Raw genomic sequence first — 19359 nt, 5'->3', positions numbered from 1 at the left:
TTAATCAGGAAGGTAAAAGGTGAATCAGGCCTCAGCCATTGAGCGCAGCCTGTTCGTTCTCGAGAAACTCATCCTCAAGCAGCGCATCGGCATGAGCGCCCCTATCGAACGGCACCACAGCGGCGCGTGGTTTGCCGCGTAATTTGCCAAACATATGCTCCAGCGCATGTTCAAGTTTTTCGGCTGCCCCGTCGATCGCCTGTTCCAGGGAGTCAGCTTTATGGGTGACGGAAATCGGTTGATGGCCTTTTGGCCGCGCTTCCAGCTGGCAGCGCATGTCATGGGGACCAGGCTTGTCGCCGTTCTCGTCCCGCAGATGGACCTCGACGCGGGTCAGGTCCTCTTCATAACGTTCGAGCGTGCTCTCAATGGTAGTACGTACCCACTCCTCCAGTCGTTTACTGCTTTGAATATGGTTATCGCTATTGACTTGGATTTGCATAGTTCTTCCCTTATTTCAGCTAGCTCGCAAGAGGCGCATCGGCTGGCCCTTGGGCGTCATCACCGCAACCTCTTGGTTACACAATCGGTGTGTGCGCGGAACATTTCAAGCCCTAAAAAAAGATAAATATTCATACGCAAAAAAAGCCGGACAACGAGCAAAAGCGCTGTTAATGTCGGGAGTTGGGTCGGCCCTGTCTTCAGTCACAAATGGTCACATCTGCCGCTCCCCCCAACGGATGCAGGTCACGAAAAATCCCCGCCTCTTCCACCAGCCAGTCATGCACCGCGCGTACGCCCGGATGGCTCAGCGCACCCGGCGCGTAGAGCAGCACGTAGCGCTTGTGATTAGGCACTGCCAGGCCAAACGGCACGATCAGCGTGCCCCGTTCCAGCTCATCGTTAAGCAGCGTTCGCCGCGCAATCGCCACGCCCATCCCGGCAATCGCCGCTTCGATGGTCAGGTGATTGCGGTTGAAGGTGTGCCCGCGCCGCACGTCCGCGCCTTCGAAACCGATGGCATTGAGGTAAAACTCCCATTCCGCGTATTCGTAACTGCCGCGCCAGGCGGTGATGTCGTGCAACAACGGAAAGTGCATCAAGTCTGCCGGGCCGTGCAGCGGCGGCCGCCCTCGCAACAGGCTCGGGGCGCACACCGGAAATATCTGCTCGTCGAGCAAGGCTGTGGATAACAATCCGGGATAGCTGCCGTCATTCAGATCGATCGCCAGGTCGAAATCTCCCTCGTGCAACGGCACGCTGCTGTCCTCCGCCACCAGGCGCAATTGAATGTCCGGAAAACGCTGCTGCAAACGCGGCAAACGCGGGGTCAGCCATTTGCTCAGGAACGAGGGAATCGAACGCACCCGCAAAATCCCGCTGATCATTCCCGCATCCAGTCGTCGCAATTCTGCGTCGATGCTGCCGTAAGCCTCGTTGACCGTAATGGCCAGGCGCTGGCCTTGCGCACTCAATTCCACGCCACGAGCGCGACGGTGGAACAGGCGAAAACCCAGCCGCTCTTCCAGTTGCCGAATTTGCTGACTGACCGCACCCGGCGTGATGTGCAGTTCTTCGGCACAACGGGTAAACGACAGGTGCCGCGCGGCACAGGAAAACACGTGCAGCCAGACATAAGTCTGGGCGTGCAATTGACGACTCATCGTTTAGTCCTGCTAAAGGCTGTCTTAGGAAGTTTCGTTGGTCACGTAGGACCGAGGTAGGCAGTATCGCCGACATTGCGCTTGGCCTACAAAAATGGCGGCGATTTCTCTTCCATTGCTTGTATAGGCTTTAGCATGGCTATCAGTGTTTTCGATCTCTTCAAAGTCGGCATCGGTCCGTCCAGTTCCCACACCGTCGGCCCGATGCGCGCTGCAGCGACCTTTGCCCAAGCACTGATTGAGCAGAATTTGCTGGCCGCCGTCCGTCGGGTCGAAATCCGCCTTTACGGTTCGCTTTCAGCCACCGGCGTCGGCCATGCCACCGACCGCGCCTGTGTCATGGGCCTGATGGGCGAATGGCCGGATAGCATCGACCCGACCACCATCGATTCGCGTATCCAGCACCTGCGGGAAACCGGCAAGCTGTCCCTGGCCGGCAAAGCGACCATCGCCTTCAACTGGCAGCACGATCTCCTGCTGCTCGACGAGAGCCTGCCCTACCACCCTAACGCCATGTCCCTGACAGCCTTCGGCGAAACCGGTGAGCTGTTCGAGCAGACGTACTACTCGGTGGGCGGCGGTTTCATCATCGACGCGGCCGAAGCCGAGTCCGGCATTGCGCCGGCCAGCGACGTTGTGCTGCCGTACGATTTCTCCAGCGCCGCCGAATTGCTCAAGCTCTGCAAACAGCACGGTCTACGGGTGTCCGAATTGATGATGGCCAATGAATTGGCCTGGCGCAGCGAAGCCGAAGTCCGTCAGGGCCTGTTGCACATCTGGTCGGTAATGCGCGAGTGCGTCGAGCAAGGCTTGCGTCACGAAGGCATCCTTCCCGGCGGTCTGAATGTTCCCCGCCGCGCCGCGAAATTGCATCGCAGCCTGTTGGAAATCGGCAAACCGAACGTCATCAGCTCCACCCTGTCGGCCATGGAGTGGGTGAACCTGTTCGCCCTCGCCGTGAACGAAGAAAACGCCGCGGGCGGACGGATGGTCACCGCGCCTACAAACGGGGCGGCGGGGATCATTCCGGCCGTGCTGCACTACTACATGAAATTCAACCCGGACGCGTCGGACGATGACGTCGTGGCGTTCTTTTTGGGCGCGGCTGCCGTAGGCATTCTTTGTAAGAAAAACGCCTCGATTTCTGGCGCCGAAGTCGGCTGCCAAGGCGAGGTCGGCTCCGCCTGTGCCATGGCCGCCGCCGGTTTGGCCGACGTGCTCGGCGCCACCCCGGAACAACTGGAAAACGCCGCTGAAATCGGCCTGGAACACAACCTCGGCCTGACCTGCGATCCGGTCGGTGGTCTGGTGCAAGTGCCGTGCATCGAGCGCAACGCGATTGCCGCGGTGAAGGCGATCAACGCCACGCAAATGGCCCTGCGCGGTGACGGCAAACACTTCATTTCCCTGGACCGGGTGATCCGCACCATGCGCGATACCGGCGCCGACATGCACGACAAATACAAAGAAACTTCACGGGGCGGCCTGGCGGTTAGCTGGGTGGAGTGCTGAGGAGCATTTCCTGACCGTTCGCAACACGTGAGCCCGAGTAATAATAATAACGAGGCGAAAACGATGACCGATGTACGTACACCTGCTGCCGATAATCCCGCTGTAGACCTCACACGCAATAACGAAATAACCCACAAAGGCTGGAGTAAACACGACACCACCTGGATGCTTGGCCTCTATGGCACAGCGATTGGCGCCGGCACGCTGTTTTTGCCGATCAACGCCGGCGTGGGTGGTTTCTGGCCGCTGCTGATCCTGGCAGTGCTGGCGTTTCCGATGACATTCTTTGCACACCGCGGTCTGACTCGTTTCGTGTTGTCCGGCCGTTCCGGGGACATCACTGAAGTGGTGGAAGAACACTTCGGCATCGGTGCCGGCAAGCTGATCACGCTGCTGTATTTCTTCGCGATTTTCCCGATTCTGCTGGTGTACAGCGTAGCGCTGACCAATACCCTGAGCAGCCTCATGGAGCACCAGTTGCACATGACGCCACCGCCTCGGGCGATCCTGTCACTGGGGTTGATTCTCGGCCTGATGGCCATCGTCCGTTGTGGTCAGGGCGTCATCGTCAAGTGCATGAGTGTGCTGGTTTACCCGTTCGTCGCGGCATTGCTGCTACTGGGCATCAGCCTGATCCCGAACTGGAACGGCGCGTTCTTCGCCACCGCCAGTGAAGGCATGCCGCTGCCGCTGTTCTTCAAGACCTTGTGGCTGGCGATCCCGGTGATGGTGTTCTCGTTCAACCATTCGCCGATCATTTCCGCTTTCGCCGTCGATCAGAAGCAGCGTTACGGCAAGCAAGCCGAACGCAAAAGCAGCGGCATTCTGGCGATCGCTCACGCCATGATGGTCGTCACGGTGATGTTCTTTTGCTTCAGCTGCGTGCTGGCGTTGTCCCCGGCTGATTTGGCCGCGGCGAAGGCGCAGAACATTTCGATCCTGTCGTACCTGGCCAACCACTTCCAGACACCGGTCATCGCTTACGCCGCGCCGCTGATTGCGCTGGTGGCAATCACCAAATCCTTCCTGGGCCATTACATCGGCGCCAGCGAAGGCTTTCAGGGCCTGATCGTGAAAAGCCTGCGTGGCCGTGGTCGAGTCGTCTCCGCCGGCTGGCTGAACCGCCTCACTGCGCTGTTCATGATCCTCAGTTGCTGGGCCGTGGCGACCTTCAACCCGAGCATCCTGGGCATGATCGAAACCCTCGGCGGGCCGATCATCGCCTGCCTGTTGTTCCTGATGCCGATGTACGCCATCCGCCGTGTACCGGCCTTGCGCCAGTACTCGGGCCAGGCCTCGAACGTGTTCGTGGTGTTGGTCGGTCTGATTGCACTGTCTGCGATCATCTATTCATTTATGCCCTGAAACGGGCAGGCAAAAAGCAGGCGGGCCAGAGTGCCCGCCGTTTTTTTGCCGTAAACATTGTCCGACAGTTTTTCCGGCATGCCCCTTGCTATCTCCCTTGTGCGGCACGGAAGAAAGCGCATGAACATGGAAGGCCGGTGGTCTGGTATTGCGAACTAATCCCGATCACAGCCGTCAACAACTGCACGTTCAATCAGGCGGTGACGCATTATGGACAACCCTTTTCAGCTCATTACCGATGCTTTTGCAGCGGATTATCAAATCAACCTGAGCATCCAGGGCCTGGACGGCAGCATCATGCTGACCCTCTCCAACGCTGGCCGCGTGGTGGCTAAACGGATGATCAGCGCCGAACAACGCAATGACCCCAAGCGCCTCAAACGCCTGGTGCAAAGCATTCAATTCGGCATCGCCATCGAACAGGGTCAATGCGCCGTGGCCATCCTCGAAGCCATGACCGACGGCGACAACCGTAAGCTACCGCCGCCACAGGCCAAAGCCCGGCCCCGACCTGAAATCGGGTATTAAAGTTCGCCCTTCTCCACTTCGGGATGTTCACCGGAACCCGCACCGATCTTGCGTTGCGGGTGTTCGATCTTCACCGAAGGAAATTGCGACGAGGCATAACGCACCACCAGAATCGAAAACGCCAGCAGCAGGATCCCGCCGCACAGGTAGATGATCCCCAGGTCCGGCGGATTGTGGTGCGAGACGTTGGAGATCAGTAGCCGTGTCAGCGCGGTGATCGCCACGTAGATCAGGAACCGCACCGGCATGTGATTGGTTTTGAAGTAAATCCCGACCATCGCCCCCAGTTCCAGGTAGATGAACAGCAACAGGATGTCATCGATCTTGATGTGCCCCTGCTCCAGCATCCCGATGAACTCCATGACCGCCGCCCAGGCAGTCACCGCACCGATGGCGAACAGCGCCAGGTAGTGGAAGGTCTCGACGAACAGGTTGCCCAGGGACTCGGCCAGTTGGTGCACGTTCTGCCGCAGGTTCTCGGCCCAGTTGATTTTCACGATGATTGTTCCTTAGCTCGGTTCGAGCGGATGATGCGGGTTGGACGTGACGGTTGTTCTGCATGCAGAAAAAAGGCCAGGGGTTGCCTGCCACATGATGGCGAGGTGCTTTAAAACACGCTCCGTGGCGTTTGGTCGCAGGTCAACACCAAACCTGTAGCCGCGAATGGAGCGCCATCGTTCACCTGACAAACCCCGAATCCGGTCTACATTAAAAAGCCACTACCCAAAGCTCAGGGATTCGCTTATCCTTTTCGCTGTATATAGATACAGTAGTCGCAAAGACAACTAAATGTGAAGGCATGTGAGGTGGTGAATGGCCGTCGAAGTGGTATACCGCAGCAGCCGAGATCTGGAGCGCTTGTTCATGGATAAAGCCGAAGCTGACCGTCATGACAAAATGCTCGAACTGGCCGAATTGCTGGCTGAAGTGTTGCAAAAAGCCGTTCCGTCCCTGACCGAGCAGCAAGTGGAAGAAGCCGGGATCTACATGGCGAAGAACCGCGACGTGTTCGCCAAGGCGTTCAAGAGCCAGCCGGACGCACTGTCCGAATTGCTCAACGTGCCGGCTGAAGTCGCTAAACCTGTTGAAGTGGCTGCACCTGTTGAAGTGGAGCAAGCTGAGCCGACCAAGCCAGCCAAAGCCGCCAAGACGCCGAAGTAAGCAATGCCCGAATTGAATAGGCCCTGAGTCCAATGGCTCAGGGCCTTTTTCATGCTCGCAGAAAATCAGGCGTCAGGCTGCTCCAGTGCGTCGACCAACGCCTTGAAGAACCGCGCCGCCTCGCCGCCGGTGACCACGCGGTGATCGAAGGTCAGGGACAGCGGCAGGATCGGATGCACCGCCACCGCCCCCTCGACCGCCACCGGTTCATCGCGGATCGCCCCGGCGGCGAGGATCGCCACTTGTGGCGGCACCACCACCGGGTTGGCGTAGCGACCGAACAAGGTGCCGAAATTCGACAGAGTCAGGGTCGCACCCATCATTTCCTTGGGCGGAATCGAACGCGCCTGCACATCGGCGCGCAGGCGCATCACACCTTCTTTCAAATCCGCCGACGTGCGATTGCCGACATCGCGCAGCACCGGCACGAACAAACCGTCCGGTGTATCCACGGCAATGCCCAGGTCGAGCCGTTCGTGTTGTTTGAGCGACAGGGTTTTGCCATCGAAGCCGCTATTGAGCACTGGCTCCACCGCGCAGGCCGCCGCCATGGCTTTGGCCAGACGAATCAGTGGTTCTCGCGCCTGCCCCCAGCGATGCAGATCGGCATCGCCGAAAATCGTCACCGGCACCACTTCGGCATGGGACCTGGCCATGTTCAGCGCCATGCTGCGCCGCACACCGCGCAGCTTCTCACCGCCGAAACGCTCACGCTCCGTCTGGGCCGCATTTTCCACATCGCTGCGGGTGATCTGACCGTCCTGGCCGGAGCCGACCAAGGCGCTCAGTTCAACGCCCAGTTGTCGCGCCAATTGACGCACTGCTGGCGTGGCGCGGTTCGCCAGGTATTCGCGGGTCGAAGGTGCGGTGCCGATAAAAAAGGCATCCTCCTGATTCGTGCCGCCGCCCTCAAGCCGTCCGACCACGGTGCCCGCATCCGCTTCGCCTTCGTAACCGAGCAACGGCTCCCCCACATGCAGGATGTCGCCCTCGCCGCCGAAGGTTTTCGCCACCACGCCGTCGTAAGGCGCGGGAATGTCCACCAGCGCCTTGGCGGTTTCCACCGACACCAGCAATTGGTCAGCCTTGACGGTATCGCCGACCTTGACGTGCCAGCGGACGATTTCCGCCTCCTGCAAGCCTTCGCCCAGATCCGGCAGTTTGAAATATTTCATCGCAATCTCCTCGGCCTCTGGCGTTTCTTCAAGGGCTTCTTCAGGCGTGGCGCAGCACGGTGTCACAGGCGTGAAGAATGTCCTCGACGCCGGGCATGTACAGCGATTCCAGTCGATACAGCGGTGGCGGGATGTCCGGCGCGGTGACTCGCTGGATCGGTGCCTGCAACTGCAGAAACACCCGTTCGTAGAGACTGGCGGCGATTTCCGCGCCGACCCCGCAGGAGCGCGGCGCCTCATGCACGATCACGCAGCGACCGGTCTTGCGCACCGAGGCCTCCATCGTGTCGAGGTCCAACGGTTTGATACTGGCGACATCGATCACTTCCGCCGAGATGCCCTGCTCGGCCAACGCCGTGGCAGCTTGCAGGGTTTCCATCACACTGGCGCCCCAACTGATCAAGGTGATGTCGCTGCCTTCGCGCAGGGTGAAGCAGCTGTCCAGCGGCAAGCGTTTACCGTCATCCAACAACGGTTGCGGGTTCATGCGATAGAGTCGGGTCGGTTCGAGAAAGATCACCGGGTCCGGGTCGTCGATGGCCGCGAGCAACAAACCATAGGCCCGAGCCGGCGAGGACGGGATCACCACCCGCAACCCCGGAATGTGCGCGAACAGTGCTTCGGTGCTTTCGCTGTGATGTTCCGGCGCACGAATCCCTGCGCCCATCGGCGAGCGCAGCACCATCGGGCAGGTGAGCCGCCCGCGCGTGCGGTTGCGCATGCGACTGGCGTGGGACACCAGGTGCTCCATGGTGGCGTAGATAAACCCCATGAACTGGATTTCCACCACCGGTTTCAAGCCTTGGGCCGCCATGCCCACTGCCAGCCCGCCGATCATGGTTTCGGCCAGCGGTGAATCGATTACCCGCTTGAAACCAAAGCTGTCGCGCAGGCCCAGCGTGGCGCGAAACACGCCACCGTTCACCCCGACGTCTTCACCGAGGACGATAACGTTCTCGTCCTCGCGCATGGCCCGATGCAACGCCAGATTCACCGCCTCCAGCAGCGTTACCTTGCCGTTACTCATGGCCCGAACCTCCCGTCCGGCGCGCCACTCGTTCGAGAAAGTCTTCACGCTGCTCGGCCAGGGCTGGCGGCCACTGGGCGTACACATGATCGATCACTGATGCCGGCGCCTGCACGCCCGCCGCTTCGAAGTTATCCACAGCAACCTGCACCAACCCCTGGCATTCGCTGATCAGCGCCTGCTCGCGACTTTCATCCCACACGCCCTGCCCGACCATAAAACGCTGCAGACGTTTGATCGGTTCTTCGAGCCAGGCTTGCTTGACTTCGTCCGCCGACCGGTAGCGTGTGGCATCGTCGGCCGTGGTGTGATCGCCGAGGCGATAACTCAGGCATTCGAGCAACACCGGGCCTTTGCCGTGGCGCGCCCGTTCGAGGGCCGCTTGCACGCGGTCATACACGGCGAGTATGTCGTTGCCGTCGACCTGCTCACCGTGGAACCCGGCGCCAATGGCTTTCTGCGCCAACGTGGGAGCGCCGCACTGAATTCGTCGCGGTACCGAAATCGCCCATTGGTTGTTGTTGACCATGAACACCACCGGCAACTGCCAGGCGCCAGCGACATTGAGGGCCTCGAGAAAATCACCTTTGCTGGTGCCGCCATCGCCGCAGGTGGTGACGGCAACCCGATGCTCGCCACGGATCTTGAATGCGCTGGCGACGCCGCAGGCATGCAGGGCCTGGGTGGCAATCGGCACACAGATCGGGAAATCCTGCGCCACCGCCGGGTCGACAAAGTCGCTGCCACGCTCATCGCCGCCCCAATACAACAGGATTTCTTCCATGCGCACGCCACGCATCAGTTGCACGGCGGTGTCGCGGTAATACGGGATCAGCACGTCTTCGGCGTGCATCAGGCTGCCGACCGCAACGCCAATGGCTTCCTGGCCCAGGGTCGGCGCGTAGGTACCGATGCGCCCGGTGCGTTGCAGGGCGACCGCTTTCTGGTCAAAAAGGCGGGTCAGGACCATCTGCCGATACAAGCGCGTCAACAGATTGAAGTCGTCGGCCCAGGGAGGGAGATCGCAGAGCACCTGGCCGTCAGGGGATAAAAAACGGGTGTAGGGCAGCTCAACCTTGTGAAGCATCACAGGGCTCCTGGCACGCGGGGTCGGCGTGCGATTGTCAGGCCCGACGTTTGTGGCGCAGGGCTTGGGGAGCAAGTTGGCCGGATAGGTACTCACTCCTTTATCGATTCAAACGTTTACCGGTACAGCACTTTCTCTGCCAACTCATCCGCTACCCTGGCCGGAGAACGTTTTTCCGCCTGGGCATGGGCAAAGACTTCGGTCAGCCGTGAACTGATTTTCGACAGGTGCGCGGTGATGGTCGTCAGCTCTTCCCCACGGTGTTTGAGCGACACGTAGATCAGCCCGCCGGCGTTGATCACGTAATCCGGCGCATACAGAATGCCCCGGCGTTCCAGCTGATCGGCGACTTCCAGATGGGTCAGTTGGTTGTTGGCCGAACCTGCGACCGCCGAGCAACGCAACTGCGTCACGCTGGTCCTGTTAAGCACACCGCCCAAGCCACAAGGCGCGAGAATGTCGCAAGGGGTGCTGAGCAGCGCTTCGTTGGCGATCGGATGAGCGCCCAACTGCTCCATGGCCAGTTGTACTTTGCCGTGATCGATGTCGCTGACCAGCAGCTCGGCGCCGGCAGCGTGCAGCTGCTCGGCCAGGGCATAACCAACATTGCCCAGGCCTTGAACGGCAATGCGCAGCCCTTCCAGATTATCGCTGCCCAAGCGGGCCATGGCGGTGCTGCGGATGCCGGCGAATACGCCCATGGCGGCATGCGGTGCTGGGTCCCCCGCAGCGGTGGTGCTGGTGACGAATTGCGTATGTTGGGCGATGCAGTCCATGTCCGCCACCGAGGTGCCGGCGTCGATGGCGGTGATGTAGCGACCGTCGAGCTGATTGATCCAGCGCCCGAACGCTTCGAATACTGCGGCGCGGTTTTCCACATGGGCCGGGCGAATAATCACCGCAACGCCACCGCCCTGAGCCAGGCCAGCCAGGGCCGCCTTGTAACTCATGCCTTGGGCGAGGCGCACAGCATCCTCGATCGCGGATTCATCGCTGGGGTAGGCAAGGTAACGACACCCGCCCAAGGCAGGTCCCAGGCGGCTGTTATGGATGGCAATCACCGCCTTCAACCCGGTGACCGGATCGACGCTCAGGTGCAGCGATTCAAGGCGAGTGCTTTGCATGAGAGCGAACATCGTAGGGCTCCCGAATCACTTCTTGTAGTCGCCAGTATAGGCTTGCGCACAAAAATTGCAGAAGCGCACAGGAATAAGCAGCGCGGCTTTAAAGGTTTTCGGACATAACCTGTTACGGCCTGTGTTCAGCACTGGACGAAAGCCTGCGACGGGGCTAAAACGAGGCATTCCCCGGAGATTTTGATGACCCCGCGCCAACGCTTTTTCGACTGTCTGCAACGATCACCGCCCGCGCTGTTCGAGGCGGCGTTGTGGATCGCCGCCGAACACGATAAAGAGCTGAATCCCGAAGCTGTGCTGGCGGACTTCAAGGACCTGCAACAGCGGGTCAGCTACGGATTACCGATGCTGCCGGTAAATGAGTTGGCGCAACCGTTGTTGCGGCGCATGAATGACCTGGGGTTCGCCCAGGACGACTTCACGCCCTTGCGCCCGCAAGTGGCGTTGCTCCATAAAGTGCTGGAACGCCGGCGCGGTCAGCCATTGGCGCTGGGCCTGATTGCCCTGGAGCTGGCCAGAAGACTGGAAATCCCCATGGTCGGGGTCAACTTCCCCGGGCATTTCCTGCTGCGGGTGCAAGGCGCCGATCACCTGCTCGACCCGTGCGGCGGGCGCCGGCTGTACCCCAACGATTGCCGTGAACTGCTGCAACGCCAGTACGGCCCGAACATGCAGCTCAGCGCCGAGCATTTGCAGACCGCCGAACCTGCGCAGATGCTGCAACGGCTGTCACGCAACCTGCGCCAGTTGTACCTCACGAACGATGACTACATCGACGCCCTGATCGACGCCGAGCGCGTGCTGGAGCTGGGCAACGCCAACGCCTCCGACTACCTGGCCCGGGCCAGCCTCTATCAACGGCTGGATTGCCCGAATGCCGAGCGTTTTGACCTGGAACACGCGCTGCTGCTCTGCGACGACCCGATCCAGCGGATTCGCCTGACCGAACGGTTGGGGCACTTGCCGCCCAACGCCATCGTCCACTGATCCCACAGGGGTCACTGTGAAGCCATCAAGGGGTATCGGGCTGATTCGCCGGATGCGCCTTGATGAACGCCGGATGTTGCGCCGCCAACGCTGCCACTCGACGAATACGCGGGTAGGCGTCCAGTGAAATATTGAAACGCTCGGCCGCATACAGCTGCGGGATCAGGTAAACGTCCGCCAGCCCCGGTTGATCGCCGAAGCAATAACCGGCGTCACCGATCAACTGCTCCACCGTCGCCAACCCTTGACTGATCCAGTGACCGATCCACTCGACCACTTGCGGCTCATCGTGCCCCAACTGCCGCAGCTTATTGAGCACGCTGACGTTGTGCAGTGGGTGAACGTCGCAGCCGATCACCGCCGCCACTCCACGCTCGTGGGCGCGGGCGGCGAGGTCTTTGGACAGCAGCCGCACCTGTGGATAACGTTCCTCCAGGTACTCGATGATCGCCGGTGACTGGATCAGCAATTCGCCTTCATCGGTGCGCAAGGCCGGCACCCGGCCTTGCGGGTTGATGCCCAGATACGCCGGCTGGCGATGTTCGCCCCCCTGCGGCGCGATCAGGTTGACCGGCAGTGCCTGGTAATCCAGCCCCTTCAACGCCAGCGCAATGCGTACCCGGAAAGACGAGGTCGAACGGTAATAGGTATAGAGTTCCATGGGCCGATCCTCTTAGCGCGCCGGCAGCACTTTGCCGCGGCACTCGCCGAAACCGATGGAAGCAAAACCCTCACGGCTGCAACGTCCCCGCAGGATGATTTCGTCGCCATCCTCGAGGAATTTACGCACCTCACCCGAGGCCAGTTCGATCGGCTTTTTACCGCCCTCGGTGATTTCCAGCAGGCTGCCGAACTGACCGCTTTCAGGGCCGGACAACGTGCCCGAACCGAACAGGTCGCCGGCCTGCAACTGGCAGCCGTTGACGCTGTGATGCGCCACCATCTGCGCAACGGTCCAGTACATGTGTTGGGTGTTGCTGAGGGTCAGGCGATGGGCCGGCAGATTCTGTTCGCGCATCGATTCGGTCAGCAGCAGCACTTCGAGTTCGATGTCGAAGGCACCGGCCGCCTGATCACGTTTGTCGAACAGGTAAGGCAGCGGCTGCGGGTCGCCTTCCGGGCGCGCCGGCTGCGCACGACGGAACGGTTCCAACGCTTCGGCCGTCACCACCCACGGCGAAATGCTGGTGATGAAACTCTTGGACAGGAACGGCCCCAGCGGCTGGTATTCCCAGGCCTGGATGTCCCGCGCCGACCAGTCGTTGAGCAGGCAGAAACCGGCGATGTGATCGGCGGCGTCACCGATGGCGATCGAGTCGCCCATGGCATTGCCCGGGCCAATCCAGATACCCAGTTCCAGTTCGTAATCCAGGCGTGCGCACGGGCCAAACGTCGGCTCGGTCTGACCGGCCGGCAGGGTCTGGCCTTTCGGACGCCGCACGTCGGTGCCGGACGGGCGAATGGTCGAGGCGCGGCCGTGATAACCGATCGGCACGTACTTGTAGTTCGGCAGCAACGGGTTATCCGGGCGGAACAGTTTGCCGACATTCTGCGCGTGCTCGATGCCGACGTAGAAGTCGGTGTAGTCGTTGATCTTCGCCGGCAGGTGCATCTGGCAATCCGCCGCCAGCGGCAGCAGTTTTGCGCCTTGGGCTTCGATCTTGCCGTGCAGGGTGCTGCCTTCCTTGAACAACTCGATCAAGCGTTCACGCAGGGCGACGCGAGCCTCGCGACCCAGCTCGAAAAACGCATTCAACTGGCCGCCACGGGTGGCTTCGACGGCGGTTCGCGCGGCACCGTCGTCGAACAGCCCGGCATCGAGTGCCGCTCCCAGATCAAAGATATGGTCGCCGATCGCCACGCCACTGCGCGGCGCCCCGCCCTTCACGCTGAACACGCCCAACGGCAGGTTTTGCAGCGGGAAATCCGCGTGGCCGTTGGCGGAGGCAACCCAGCTACGAGTGATGGAAGTCTGAGTCATGGGTTATCTCCGGGTCGGGTCAAAAGTGGCGGGCAGCGAGGCCCAGCAGGCGTCGTAATTGTTTTGCAGTTGCGGGCAATCCAGGGCGAATCGGCTCGGGCGCAGCACCTGGCTGGTCTCGAACATGAAAGCCATGGTGTTGTCGATTTTAGCCGGCGCCAGTTCCGCGTTGATTGCCTTGGTGCAGGTCTCGCCATCGGGGCCGTGGGCGCTCATGCAGCTGTGCAACGAGGCGCCGCCCGGCACGAAACCTTCGGCTTTGGCATCGTACTCGCCCTTGATCAGGCCCATGTATTCGTTCATCAGGTTGCGGTGGAACCACGGCGGACGGAAGGTTTTCTCGGCCACCATCCAGCGTGGCGGGAAGATCACGAAGTCGAGGTTGGCCAGACCGTGCACGCTGGTCGGCGAGGTCAGGACGGTGAAAATCGACGGATCCGGGTGATCGAAACTCACCGTGCCAATGGTGTTGAAGCGACGCAGGTCATATTTGTACGGCACGTTATTGCCGTGCCAGGCGACCACGTTCAGCGGCGAATGATCGAGCTCGCAGCCCCACAACTGGCCGAGGAATTTCTGCACCAGGGTGGTCGGTTGCTTGAGGTTTTCGTAATGCGCCACCGGGGTCAGGAAGTCGCGAGGGTTGGCCAGACCGTTGCTGCCGATCGGCCCCAGGTCCGGCAGGCGCAGTGGCGCGCCGTGGTTTTCGGCCACGTAGCCCCGCGCTTGCGGATCGAGCAGTTCGATGCGGAATTTCAGCCCGCGAGGCAACACGGCGATTTCCAGCGGCTCCAGTTCCAGCACGCCCAGTTCGGTGGCGATGCGCAGGCGGCCCAGTTCCGGTACCAGCAGCAGTTCGCCGTCGGCGTTGAAGAACACTCGCTCCATGGAACGGTTGGCGCGGTAGTTGTAGATGCTGATCCCGGCCGGTTTATCCGCGCCCGAATTGGCGGCCATGCTCACCAGCCCGTCGATGAAATCGGTGGGCTCGGTCGGAATGTCCAAGGGGTTCCAGCGCAGGCGATTGGGGGTCACTTCACCCAACGGACCACCGGCCAGTTGCCGATCCAGTTTGACGAATGCCGGGTGATTGGCCGACGGCTGAATGCGGTACATCCAGGTCCGGCGTGCTTCGCTGCGGGCCATGGTGAACGCAGTGCCGGAGAACAGCTCGGTGTACAGGCCGTAAGGGGCTTTTTGCGGGGAGTTCTGGCCGATGGGCAGTGCGCCGGGCAACGCTTCGCTGCTGAATTCGTTGCCAAAGCCTGACTGATAAGCCAGCGCTGGCGCCGTTGAATCGAGGTTCATGGAGCCTCCTGAACGGGAAGTTATTTTTATCGTAATTCAATTACGCATAACGTAATTTGATTGGTATTGACCGTCAAGATATAAAGACGCCCATTCGTCCCGGGATCAGACCGCCTTCATGGAAACGCCGCGCAATAACGATAAACAGAAAGTCCGCTCGGCCGAGGTCGGTACTGACATTCTCAAGGCACTGGCCGAGCTATCGCCCTCGACCTCGCTGTCGCGTCTGGCCGAACACGTGCAGATGCCGGCGAGCAAGGTTCACCGTTATCTACAAGCGCTGATCGCCAGCGGTTTTGCCGAACAGAACCCCGCCACCAACCATTACGGCCTGGGCCGTGAAGCGCTGCGAGTCGGCCTGGCTGCCCTGAACAGTATGGACGTGCTGAAAGTCGCCGCTCTGCCTCTGGCCGAGTTGCGTGATGACTTGAATGAAACCTGTTTTTTAGCGGTGTGGGGCAATCAGGGCGCGACGGTGGTGCACATCGAGCCGGCGGTGCGAGCGGTGACGGTGGTCACGCAATTGGGCTCGGTATTGCCGTTACTCAGTTCATCCACTGGCCTGGTATTTGGCGCTTACCTACCAAAGCGGGAAACCGTGGACTTGCGCGATCAGGAACTTCACAACGCCACTGACCACATCTTGGCAGACGATCAGACCTATGCAGCCTTATGCGAACAGATCCGCGAACGCGGCCTGCATCATGTGCATGGGTTGCTGATGCCGGGAGTGGATGCGTTGTCGGCACCGGTGTTCAACGCTGTCGGCCAGGTGGCGGCGGTGATGACCATCGTCGGCCCGACCTCGTTGTTCCATGCCGACGAAAACGGCCCGGCGGCGCAGCGATTGCTGGCAGCGACGCGGGCCGTGAGTTGGCGGATGGGTTACCAGGTTGAAACGTGACGTAATAAAGCGGAAATATCACCGCCCGCTATTAATCCACTCTTTTCCCTGCTCAGCGAATAGAGGTTGTTACCGAACCGGTTGTATTCGCGAGAGACCGACCCGCCACATAGGTCAGATAATTTACGCCGACCTCAACACCGGTAACGGTTGAAACGATTCCGGCAAAATCGTTGATTCTGGAAAGGAGACTCAGGCCGGCATTTGCACCGCCAATGCCCGCAACGGTACCCACATAGAGAGAAATCAACCCGACCCATGCAGCTGAAAAATGCCCGTTTGCCTGTTTTTCATACCCGTTGTGGTGAGCGATTACCCCTAGCACAATTGATCGCGTTGCCTTCAATAACGTGGCTGCGACCCCGACCGGTGGAATGAAGAGCGAAACAATGTCCACCGCAAATTCGGCAACAATTAGCGTGTCGCGCCAGAATGCTTCGGAAAGACTGGTCGTCTGGTCATCCGTCTCGGCGATGAAAAGCTCGATCATCGGCGCGTAGTCATCCGATAAGCGGATAGGCCGTCCGGGTGTTAGCGTGAAATCATGGTATCCCTTCAGAACCTCGAACAAATAAGCGCGCACAACCTCTTGATCTCTACTTCGGACACTTTTAACAATATCCCATCGCGCGTGCATCTTCAGTTCCGCGGCATAAGATTCCAGTGAAACAAAGTTCTTGCCATCGTAAGCCGCTGGCAGATAAATAATCTTTTCAGTTGTGCCTTTGCGAGCAAAGACGTACCCACCTTCAACGCGCTTGCCGTTGACGACAAACCTGTAGACTTCGCCATTGGCAGTATTTGCAGTAATGTGCAACTCTTCGAGCACCGCATTCAGCCAGGTATATTGCTCCACGCTCAAATTGCCTTGCATTCTCTGAGTCAGAGCATCGAACTGGAGTTTGTTTTGCTTGAGCTTGCCATACACCTCAGGTCTTGTTGACAGATCTCCGACCCCGGGATTGAGGAAAGTGCGCTTCAAATAATCGATGTATTGATCCCCTGGCAACACTCCAATCAAGTCGTTGATCACTGTTGCACTCAGCCTTCCCACCGAGGTGCCGTCTCTTGACCTGAACGTAGCCGTTCTCAATTGATCACGAACATTGACCAGACTTTTGACCACCGTGTCAAACCACGCAAGAGCCTTTACAAAAGAACTGGTGTCGCTGCGCCAGATTTCCCAATTAATAAACAGTTGAGTCAGGGTCATTGGCTGATGACCTGCAATTGTGATCTCAACCTGGTCCGGATCGATTTCCGGGTGTGGCCCCGAGCGGCGTAAATAGTCATTGACTTGCTTTTTCACCAATTCCCGAGCAAACACCTGAAACGGCTGTACATTCACCTTATCTTTCGCCAGTTCATAAATGGCGCTTTGTTCAGTAGTCAGTCGAGCCAGGCATTGCCGTTCAGACAGCTTCGCTTGCCTGAACCAACCAGGCGTAACAAATTCGACCTCGTACTGCGCCCATGCCAGTAACTGCCTGACACTGTCTTCGAAGCGTCTTTGGGGAAGAGACAGCCATGTAACAGTATTGATTCTTGACCCTTGACCAGCTATGGCCGCTGCTCCAGATTTATCTATTTCGTCAACCAGCTTGCTGCGATCCTTCAAATGGCATTGATCGATCAAGTAATCCTTACCGCCCGGAACAAGCACCCATTTCGCAACGTGCTCCTTGAGCAACCAAACATTATCGAACTCAAACCAGTCTTTACCTCCCGGCGCGCCTGGCGCATATAACACACAAGGAACAAGCGCACCATTGCTTTTAGACGTATAAACGGTGAGTTCCTTGAATGCCTGATAATCATCACGAAAAGAAAGACCATGAGTGGTCAATGATGTATCGCCGAGATTGCAACGTTTCACCATATCCAGACTTTGCGCCTTCAAATGACCTTGCAGCCCGGCGGCGAATACCGACAAGGCCGTCACTCTTGCCAGGTTTTCATGGATAGCGTCTTGTACTTCTGGCTCTTTATAGGCAGCGTTCCGCAGCGCTGCGTACTTCATCCGCACATCGAGCGTTTCGATGGCCGACTCGATGAATGAAGGGGTCAAATCCCGCGCATGTTCGCCGTTGATCTTGAGCTGATAGCGGGCGGCTTTATCATGCAAACCGTACATAAAAAGTTCGGTTAACGTTTTCGTTTCTTGATGCCTGATTTCCTTCACGCCCATACGGAAATTGTAGTTCAAGGTCACGAGGACAAAATCAGGATCGACATGCAGTGCAGCACGCCGAAAAATAAAGTCTTGAACACTGTTTCGTGTATAGGCTTTCAGCGACGCGACATGACCCACTCGTTGATGCAGATCTACTTCACTTTGAAGCAGGGTGCGCTCCAGATCGACATAAATCTTCTGGTCCCTTTCGCTACTGCGCTTCAACCATTCAGGCCACGCATTTTTACTGATCAACTTGATCAGCGCGGCGGTGCGATGTTTCGCATTTTCAAGCAGCTCCTTCAAGGGCAGGAGGGCGTTAACTTCTCGGATCACATTCTCCTTGTCCGTGCGCGAGCCACTCAACCCCTTGAGTTGACGACTGATGTCAGCACGTTTTTTTGCCAACAGCGCGTCTGTGCCAAAACCGAATATATCCGTATCAATTCGTGGATAACGAATCTCTGGATCAGCCTCGACCTTCTGCGCGTCTTCAACTGCCAAGTCCTTCAGCAATTCGCCACGACTCGCTGGCGTACTCAGGCGTTTCCGGACTTCTTGATGCAGCGCTGCCGACGTAGCGAACTTTTCCACCCCTGCATTTGCCGTATATAAAATCATGGCACTGTCCGCCGCAGGAACAATCGCCCCTGACGACTGACCATCCAGACGCATGACAAAAGCCGAAGCCAATGTTTTGAAGACGCCATCGTGCAGTTGGACAGCAACGCCATAAAATGCGCTGGGAACCAGAGGACCGGTCAACGCGAAAATCTTTTTTTCGTCTTCCGGTGTGACACCGCCCTCTTGCGTTACGCTATTCAATTCCTGCCAGAAGAGTTTGACTGCATAACTTCGCAGAAGGCCTTTACGCATCACGTTGTTGCCCATATTACGTGCCCAGTACTGATCCAGCGCCACGACAAACTTTGCAGGCAACGTCCGGAGCAATTCGGCGATAAATTGACTCACTGTCCCAATATCCAGATCAGCGTGTCGGGCGCTTTCGTCCGTATCGTTCAGCCAATCGTACACACCATATTGGTCTGGATTATAATTCGGTGCACTTCCGCGCAGCAGACACTCCATCAATACATTATTCAGTGAGCCTGTCGGCTCTTGGGCAGTCGCAGCACCGCGATAATTGATAAACACCCTGGAAACATAGAGTTCCGGCACCAACCGCCACATGTCCTCCGCCAGACAATCTTGTAGCAAAGACGCAAATGACGGGATGAGGCTCAATTGCTCGGACAATTGTTCAACGGCCTCGTTTACGCCGATAAATTTATTTGAAACCGATTCGAGTTTATTACCTTCCATAAATACACAATCCTGATTTAGTCAATTGAAAGCGGCGCACTTTGCACACACCAACTTTCAGCGAAACTAAATCAAAAAAAACCAACAT

16 protein-coding genes and 1 pseudogene are annotated in these 19359 nt (G+C 58.7%); 6 read left to right on the top strand and 11 right to left on the bottom strand.

Annotated features, from left to right (window positions below; all coding sequences use genetic code 11):
• Positions 1-31 precede the first annotated feature (31 nt).
• Together ACEN8R_RS00465 and ACEN8R_RS00460 are read right to left on the bottom strand one after the other, a co-directional pair.
• Positions 32-442, bottom strand: coding sequence for an HPF/RaiA family ribosome-associated protein (locus tag ACEN8R_RS00465; protein ID WP_018927147.1), 411 nt, complete (start codon positions 440-442; stop codon positions 32-34).
• A gap of 199 nt (positions 443-641) precedes the next feature.
• Complete coding sequence (locus ACEN8R_RS00460) at positions 642-1604, bottom strand: LysR substrate-binding domain-containing protein (protein ID WP_018927148.1); 963 nt, start codon at positions 1602-1604, stop codon at positions 642-644.
• 135 nt (positions 1605-1739) lie between these two features.
• Between ACEN8R_RS00460 and ACEN8R_RS00455 the strand changes: the two genes are divergently transcribed.
• The 3 genes from ACEN8R_RS00455 to ACEN8R_RS00445 all read left to right on the top strand — a co-directional run bounded on the left by ACEN8R_RS00455 (position 1740) and on the right by ACEN8R_RS00445 (position 5009).
• Positions 1740-3116, top strand: a complete 1377-nt coding sequence (locus ACEN8R_RS00455; protein ID WP_018927149.1) for an L-serine ammonia-lyase — start codon at positions 1740-1742, stop codon at positions 3114-3116.
• A gap of 63 nt (positions 3117-3179) precedes the next feature.
• Positions 3180-4481, top strand: coding sequence for a serine/threonine transporter (locus ACEN8R_RS00450; protein WP_086944720.1), 1302 nt, complete (start codon positions 3180-3182; stop codon positions 4479-4481).
• 210 nt (positions 4482-4691) lie between these two features.
• Positions 4692-5009, top strand: a complete 318-nt coding sequence (locus ACEN8R_RS00445; protein WP_018927151.1) for a DUF3509 domain-containing protein — start codon at positions 4692-4694, stop codon at positions 5007-5009.
• Here the strand turns inward: ACEN8R_RS00445 and ACEN8R_RS00440 are convergent.
• Positions 5006-5506: a phosphate-starvation-inducible protein PsiE gene (locus ACEN8R_RS00440; protein ID WP_018927152.1), complete on the bottom strand. Its 501-nt coding sequence runs from the start codon at positions 5504-5506 to the stop codon at positions 5006-5008. The genes ACEN8R_RS00445 and ACEN8R_RS00440 overlap by 4 nt on opposite strands.
• Before the next feature lie 316 nt (positions 5507-5822).
• Here ACEN8R_RS00440 and ACEN8R_RS00435 point away from each other — a divergent pair.
• Positions 5823-6062 (top strand): annotated as a pseudogene (locus ACEN8R_RS00435) (YebG family protein); the annotation flags it as partial.
• Between the two features lie 173 nt (positions 6063-6235).
• Here ACEN8R_RS00435 and ACEN8R_RS00430 read toward each other — a convergent pair.
• From ACEN8R_RS00430 to ACEN8R_RS00415, 4 genes are all read right to left on the bottom strand, one after another.
• Positions 6236-7345: a dihydrolipoamide acetyltransferase family protein gene (locus ACEN8R_RS00430; protein WP_018927154.1), complete on the bottom strand. Its 1110-nt coding sequence runs from the start codon at positions 7343-7345 to the stop codon at positions 6236-6238.
• 40 nt (positions 7346-7385) lie between these two features.
• Positions 7386-8372, bottom strand: coding sequence for an alpha-ketoacid dehydrogenase subunit beta (locus ACEN8R_RS00425; protein ID WP_086944719.1), 987 nt, complete (start codon positions 8370-8372; stop codon positions 7386-7388).
• On the bottom strand, positions 8365-9459 hold the full coding sequence (gene pdhA / locus ACEN8R_RS00420) for a pyruvate dehydrogenase (acetyl-transferring) E1 component subunit alpha (protein ID WP_258612671.1): 1095 nt from the start codon (positions 9457-9459) through the stop codon (positions 8365-8367). The genes ACEN8R_RS00425 and pdhA overlap by 8 nt, the downstream gene beginning before the upstream one ends.
• A 116-nt stretch (positions 9460-9575) precedes the next feature.
• Positions 9576-10595: a Glu/Leu/Phe/Val dehydrogenase family protein gene (locus tag ACEN8R_RS00415; protein ID WP_018927157.1), complete on the bottom strand. Its 1020-nt coding sequence runs from the start codon at positions 10593-10595 to the stop codon at positions 9576-9578.
• Positions 10596-10778: 183 nt separating this feature from the next.
• Here ACEN8R_RS00415 and ACEN8R_RS00410 point away from each other — a divergent pair, with 183 nt between their 5' ends.
• Positions 10779-11582 carry a SirB1 family protein gene (locus ACEN8R_RS00410; protein WP_018927158.1) on the top strand — a complete coding sequence of 268 codons (804 nt, stop codon included), beginning with the start codon at positions 10779-10781 and terminating at the stop codon, positions 11580-11582.
• 25 nt (positions 11583-11607) lie between these two features.
• Here the strand turns inward: ACEN8R_RS00410 and maiA are convergent, their stop codons facing one another.
• From maiA to hmgA, 3 genes are read right to left on the bottom strand one after another with little or no spacing between them, the layout of a single operon-like run.
• Entirely contained in the window at positions 11608-12243 is a 636-nt protein-coding gene (maiA, locus tag ACEN8R_RS00405) for a maleylacetoacetate isomerase (protein WP_495624521.1), read from the bottom strand.
• Between the two features lie 12 nt (positions 12244-12255).
• Positions 12256-13563, bottom strand: a complete 1308-nt coding sequence (gene fahA / locus ACEN8R_RS00400; RefSeq protein ID WP_018927160.1) for a fumarylacetoacetase — start codon at positions 13561-13563, stop codon at positions 12256-12258.
• Positions 13564-13566: 3 nt separating this feature from the next.
• Positions 13567-14871: a homogentisate 1,2-dioxygenase gene (hmgA, locus tag ACEN8R_RS00395; RefSeq protein ID WP_018927161.1), complete on the bottom strand. Its 1305-nt coding sequence runs from the start codon at positions 14869-14871 to the stop codon at positions 13567-13569.
• Positions 14872-14989: 118 nt separating this feature from the next.
• Here hmgA and ACEN8R_RS00390 point away from each other — a divergent pair, with 118 nt between their 5' ends.
• Positions 14990-15775 carry an IclR family transcriptional regulator gene (locus tag ACEN8R_RS00390; RefSeq protein WP_018927162.1) on the top strand — a complete coding sequence of 262 codons (786 nt, stop codon included), beginning with the start codon at positions 14990-14992 and terminating at the stop codon, positions 15773-15775.
• Between the two features lie 52 nt (positions 15776-15827).
• Here ACEN8R_RS00390 and ACEN8R_RS00385 read toward each other — a convergent pair whose 3' ends face one another.
• Complete coding sequence (locus tag ACEN8R_RS00385) at positions 15828-19271, bottom strand: dermonecrotic toxin domain-containing protein (protein WP_495624520.1); 3444 nt, start codon at positions 19269-19271, stop codon at positions 15828-15830.
• Between the last annotated feature and the right edge of the window lie 88 nt (positions 19272-19359).

The sequence above is a fragment of the Pseudomonas sp. Pseusp15 genome (assembly GCF_059492165.1).
The sequence above is the reverse complement of the archived record's forward strand: the minus strand, read 5'-3'. Positions and strand labels throughout refer to the sequence as shown.

Coding starts and splice junctions, on each gene's coding strand:
- ACEN8R_RS00465 (WP_018927147.1), bottom strand. CDS start 442: ATGCAAATCCAAGTCAATAGCGATAACCATATTCAAAGCAGTAAACGA.
- ACEN8R_RS00460 (WP_018927148.1), bottom strand. CDS start 1,604: ATGAGTCGTCAATTGCACGCCCAGACTTATGTCTGGCTGCACGTGTTT.
- ACEN8R_RS00455 (WP_018927149.1), top strand. CDS start 1,740: ATGGCTATCAGTGTTTTCGATCTCTTCAAAGTCGGCATCGGTCCGTCC.
- ACEN8R_RS00450 (WP_086944720.1), top strand. CDS start 3,180: ATGACCGATGTACGTACACCTGCTGCCGATAATCCCGCTGTAGACCTC.
- ACEN8R_RS00445 (WP_018927151.1), top strand. CDS start 4,692: ATGGACAACCCTTTTCAGCTCATTACCGATGCTTTTGCAGCGGATTAT.
- ACEN8R_RS00430 (WP_018927154.1), bottom strand. CDS start 7,345: ATGAAATATTTCAAACTGCCGGATCTGGGCGAAGGCTTGCAGGAGGCG.
- ACEN8R_RS00425 (WP_086944719.1), bottom strand. CDS start 8,372: ATGAGTAACGGCAAGGTAACGCTGCTGGAGGCGGTGAATCTGGCGTTG.
- pdhA (WP_258612671.1), bottom strand. CDS start 9,459: ATGCTTCACAAGGTTGAGCTGCCCTACACCCGTTTTTTATCCCCTGAC.
- ACEN8R_RS00415 (WP_018927157.1), bottom strand. CDS start 10,595: ATGTTCGCTCTCATGCAAAGCACTCGCCTTGAATCGCTGCACCTGAGC.
- ACEN8R_RS00410 (WP_018927158.1), top strand. CDS start 10,779: ATGACCCCGCGCCAACGCTTTTTCGACTGTCTGCAACGATCACCGCCC.
- maiA (WP_495624521.1), bottom strand. CDS start 12,243: ATGGAACTCTATACCTATTACCGTTCGACCTCGTCTTTCCGGGTACGC.
- fahA (WP_018927160.1), bottom strand. CDS start 13,563: ATGACTCAGACTTCCATCACTCGTAGCTGGGTTGCCTCCGCCAACGGC.
- hmgA (WP_018927161.1), bottom strand. CDS start 14,871: ATGAACCTCGATTCAACGGCGCCAGCGCTGGCTTATCAGTCAGGCTTT.
- ACEN8R_RS00390 (WP_018927162.1), top strand. CDS start 14,990: ATGGAAACGCCGCGCAATAACGATAAACAGAAAGTCCGCTCGGCCGAG.
- ACEN8R_RS00385 (WP_495624520.1), bottom strand. CDS start 19,271: ATGGAAGGTAATAAACTCGAATCGGTTTCAAATAAATTTATCGGCGTA.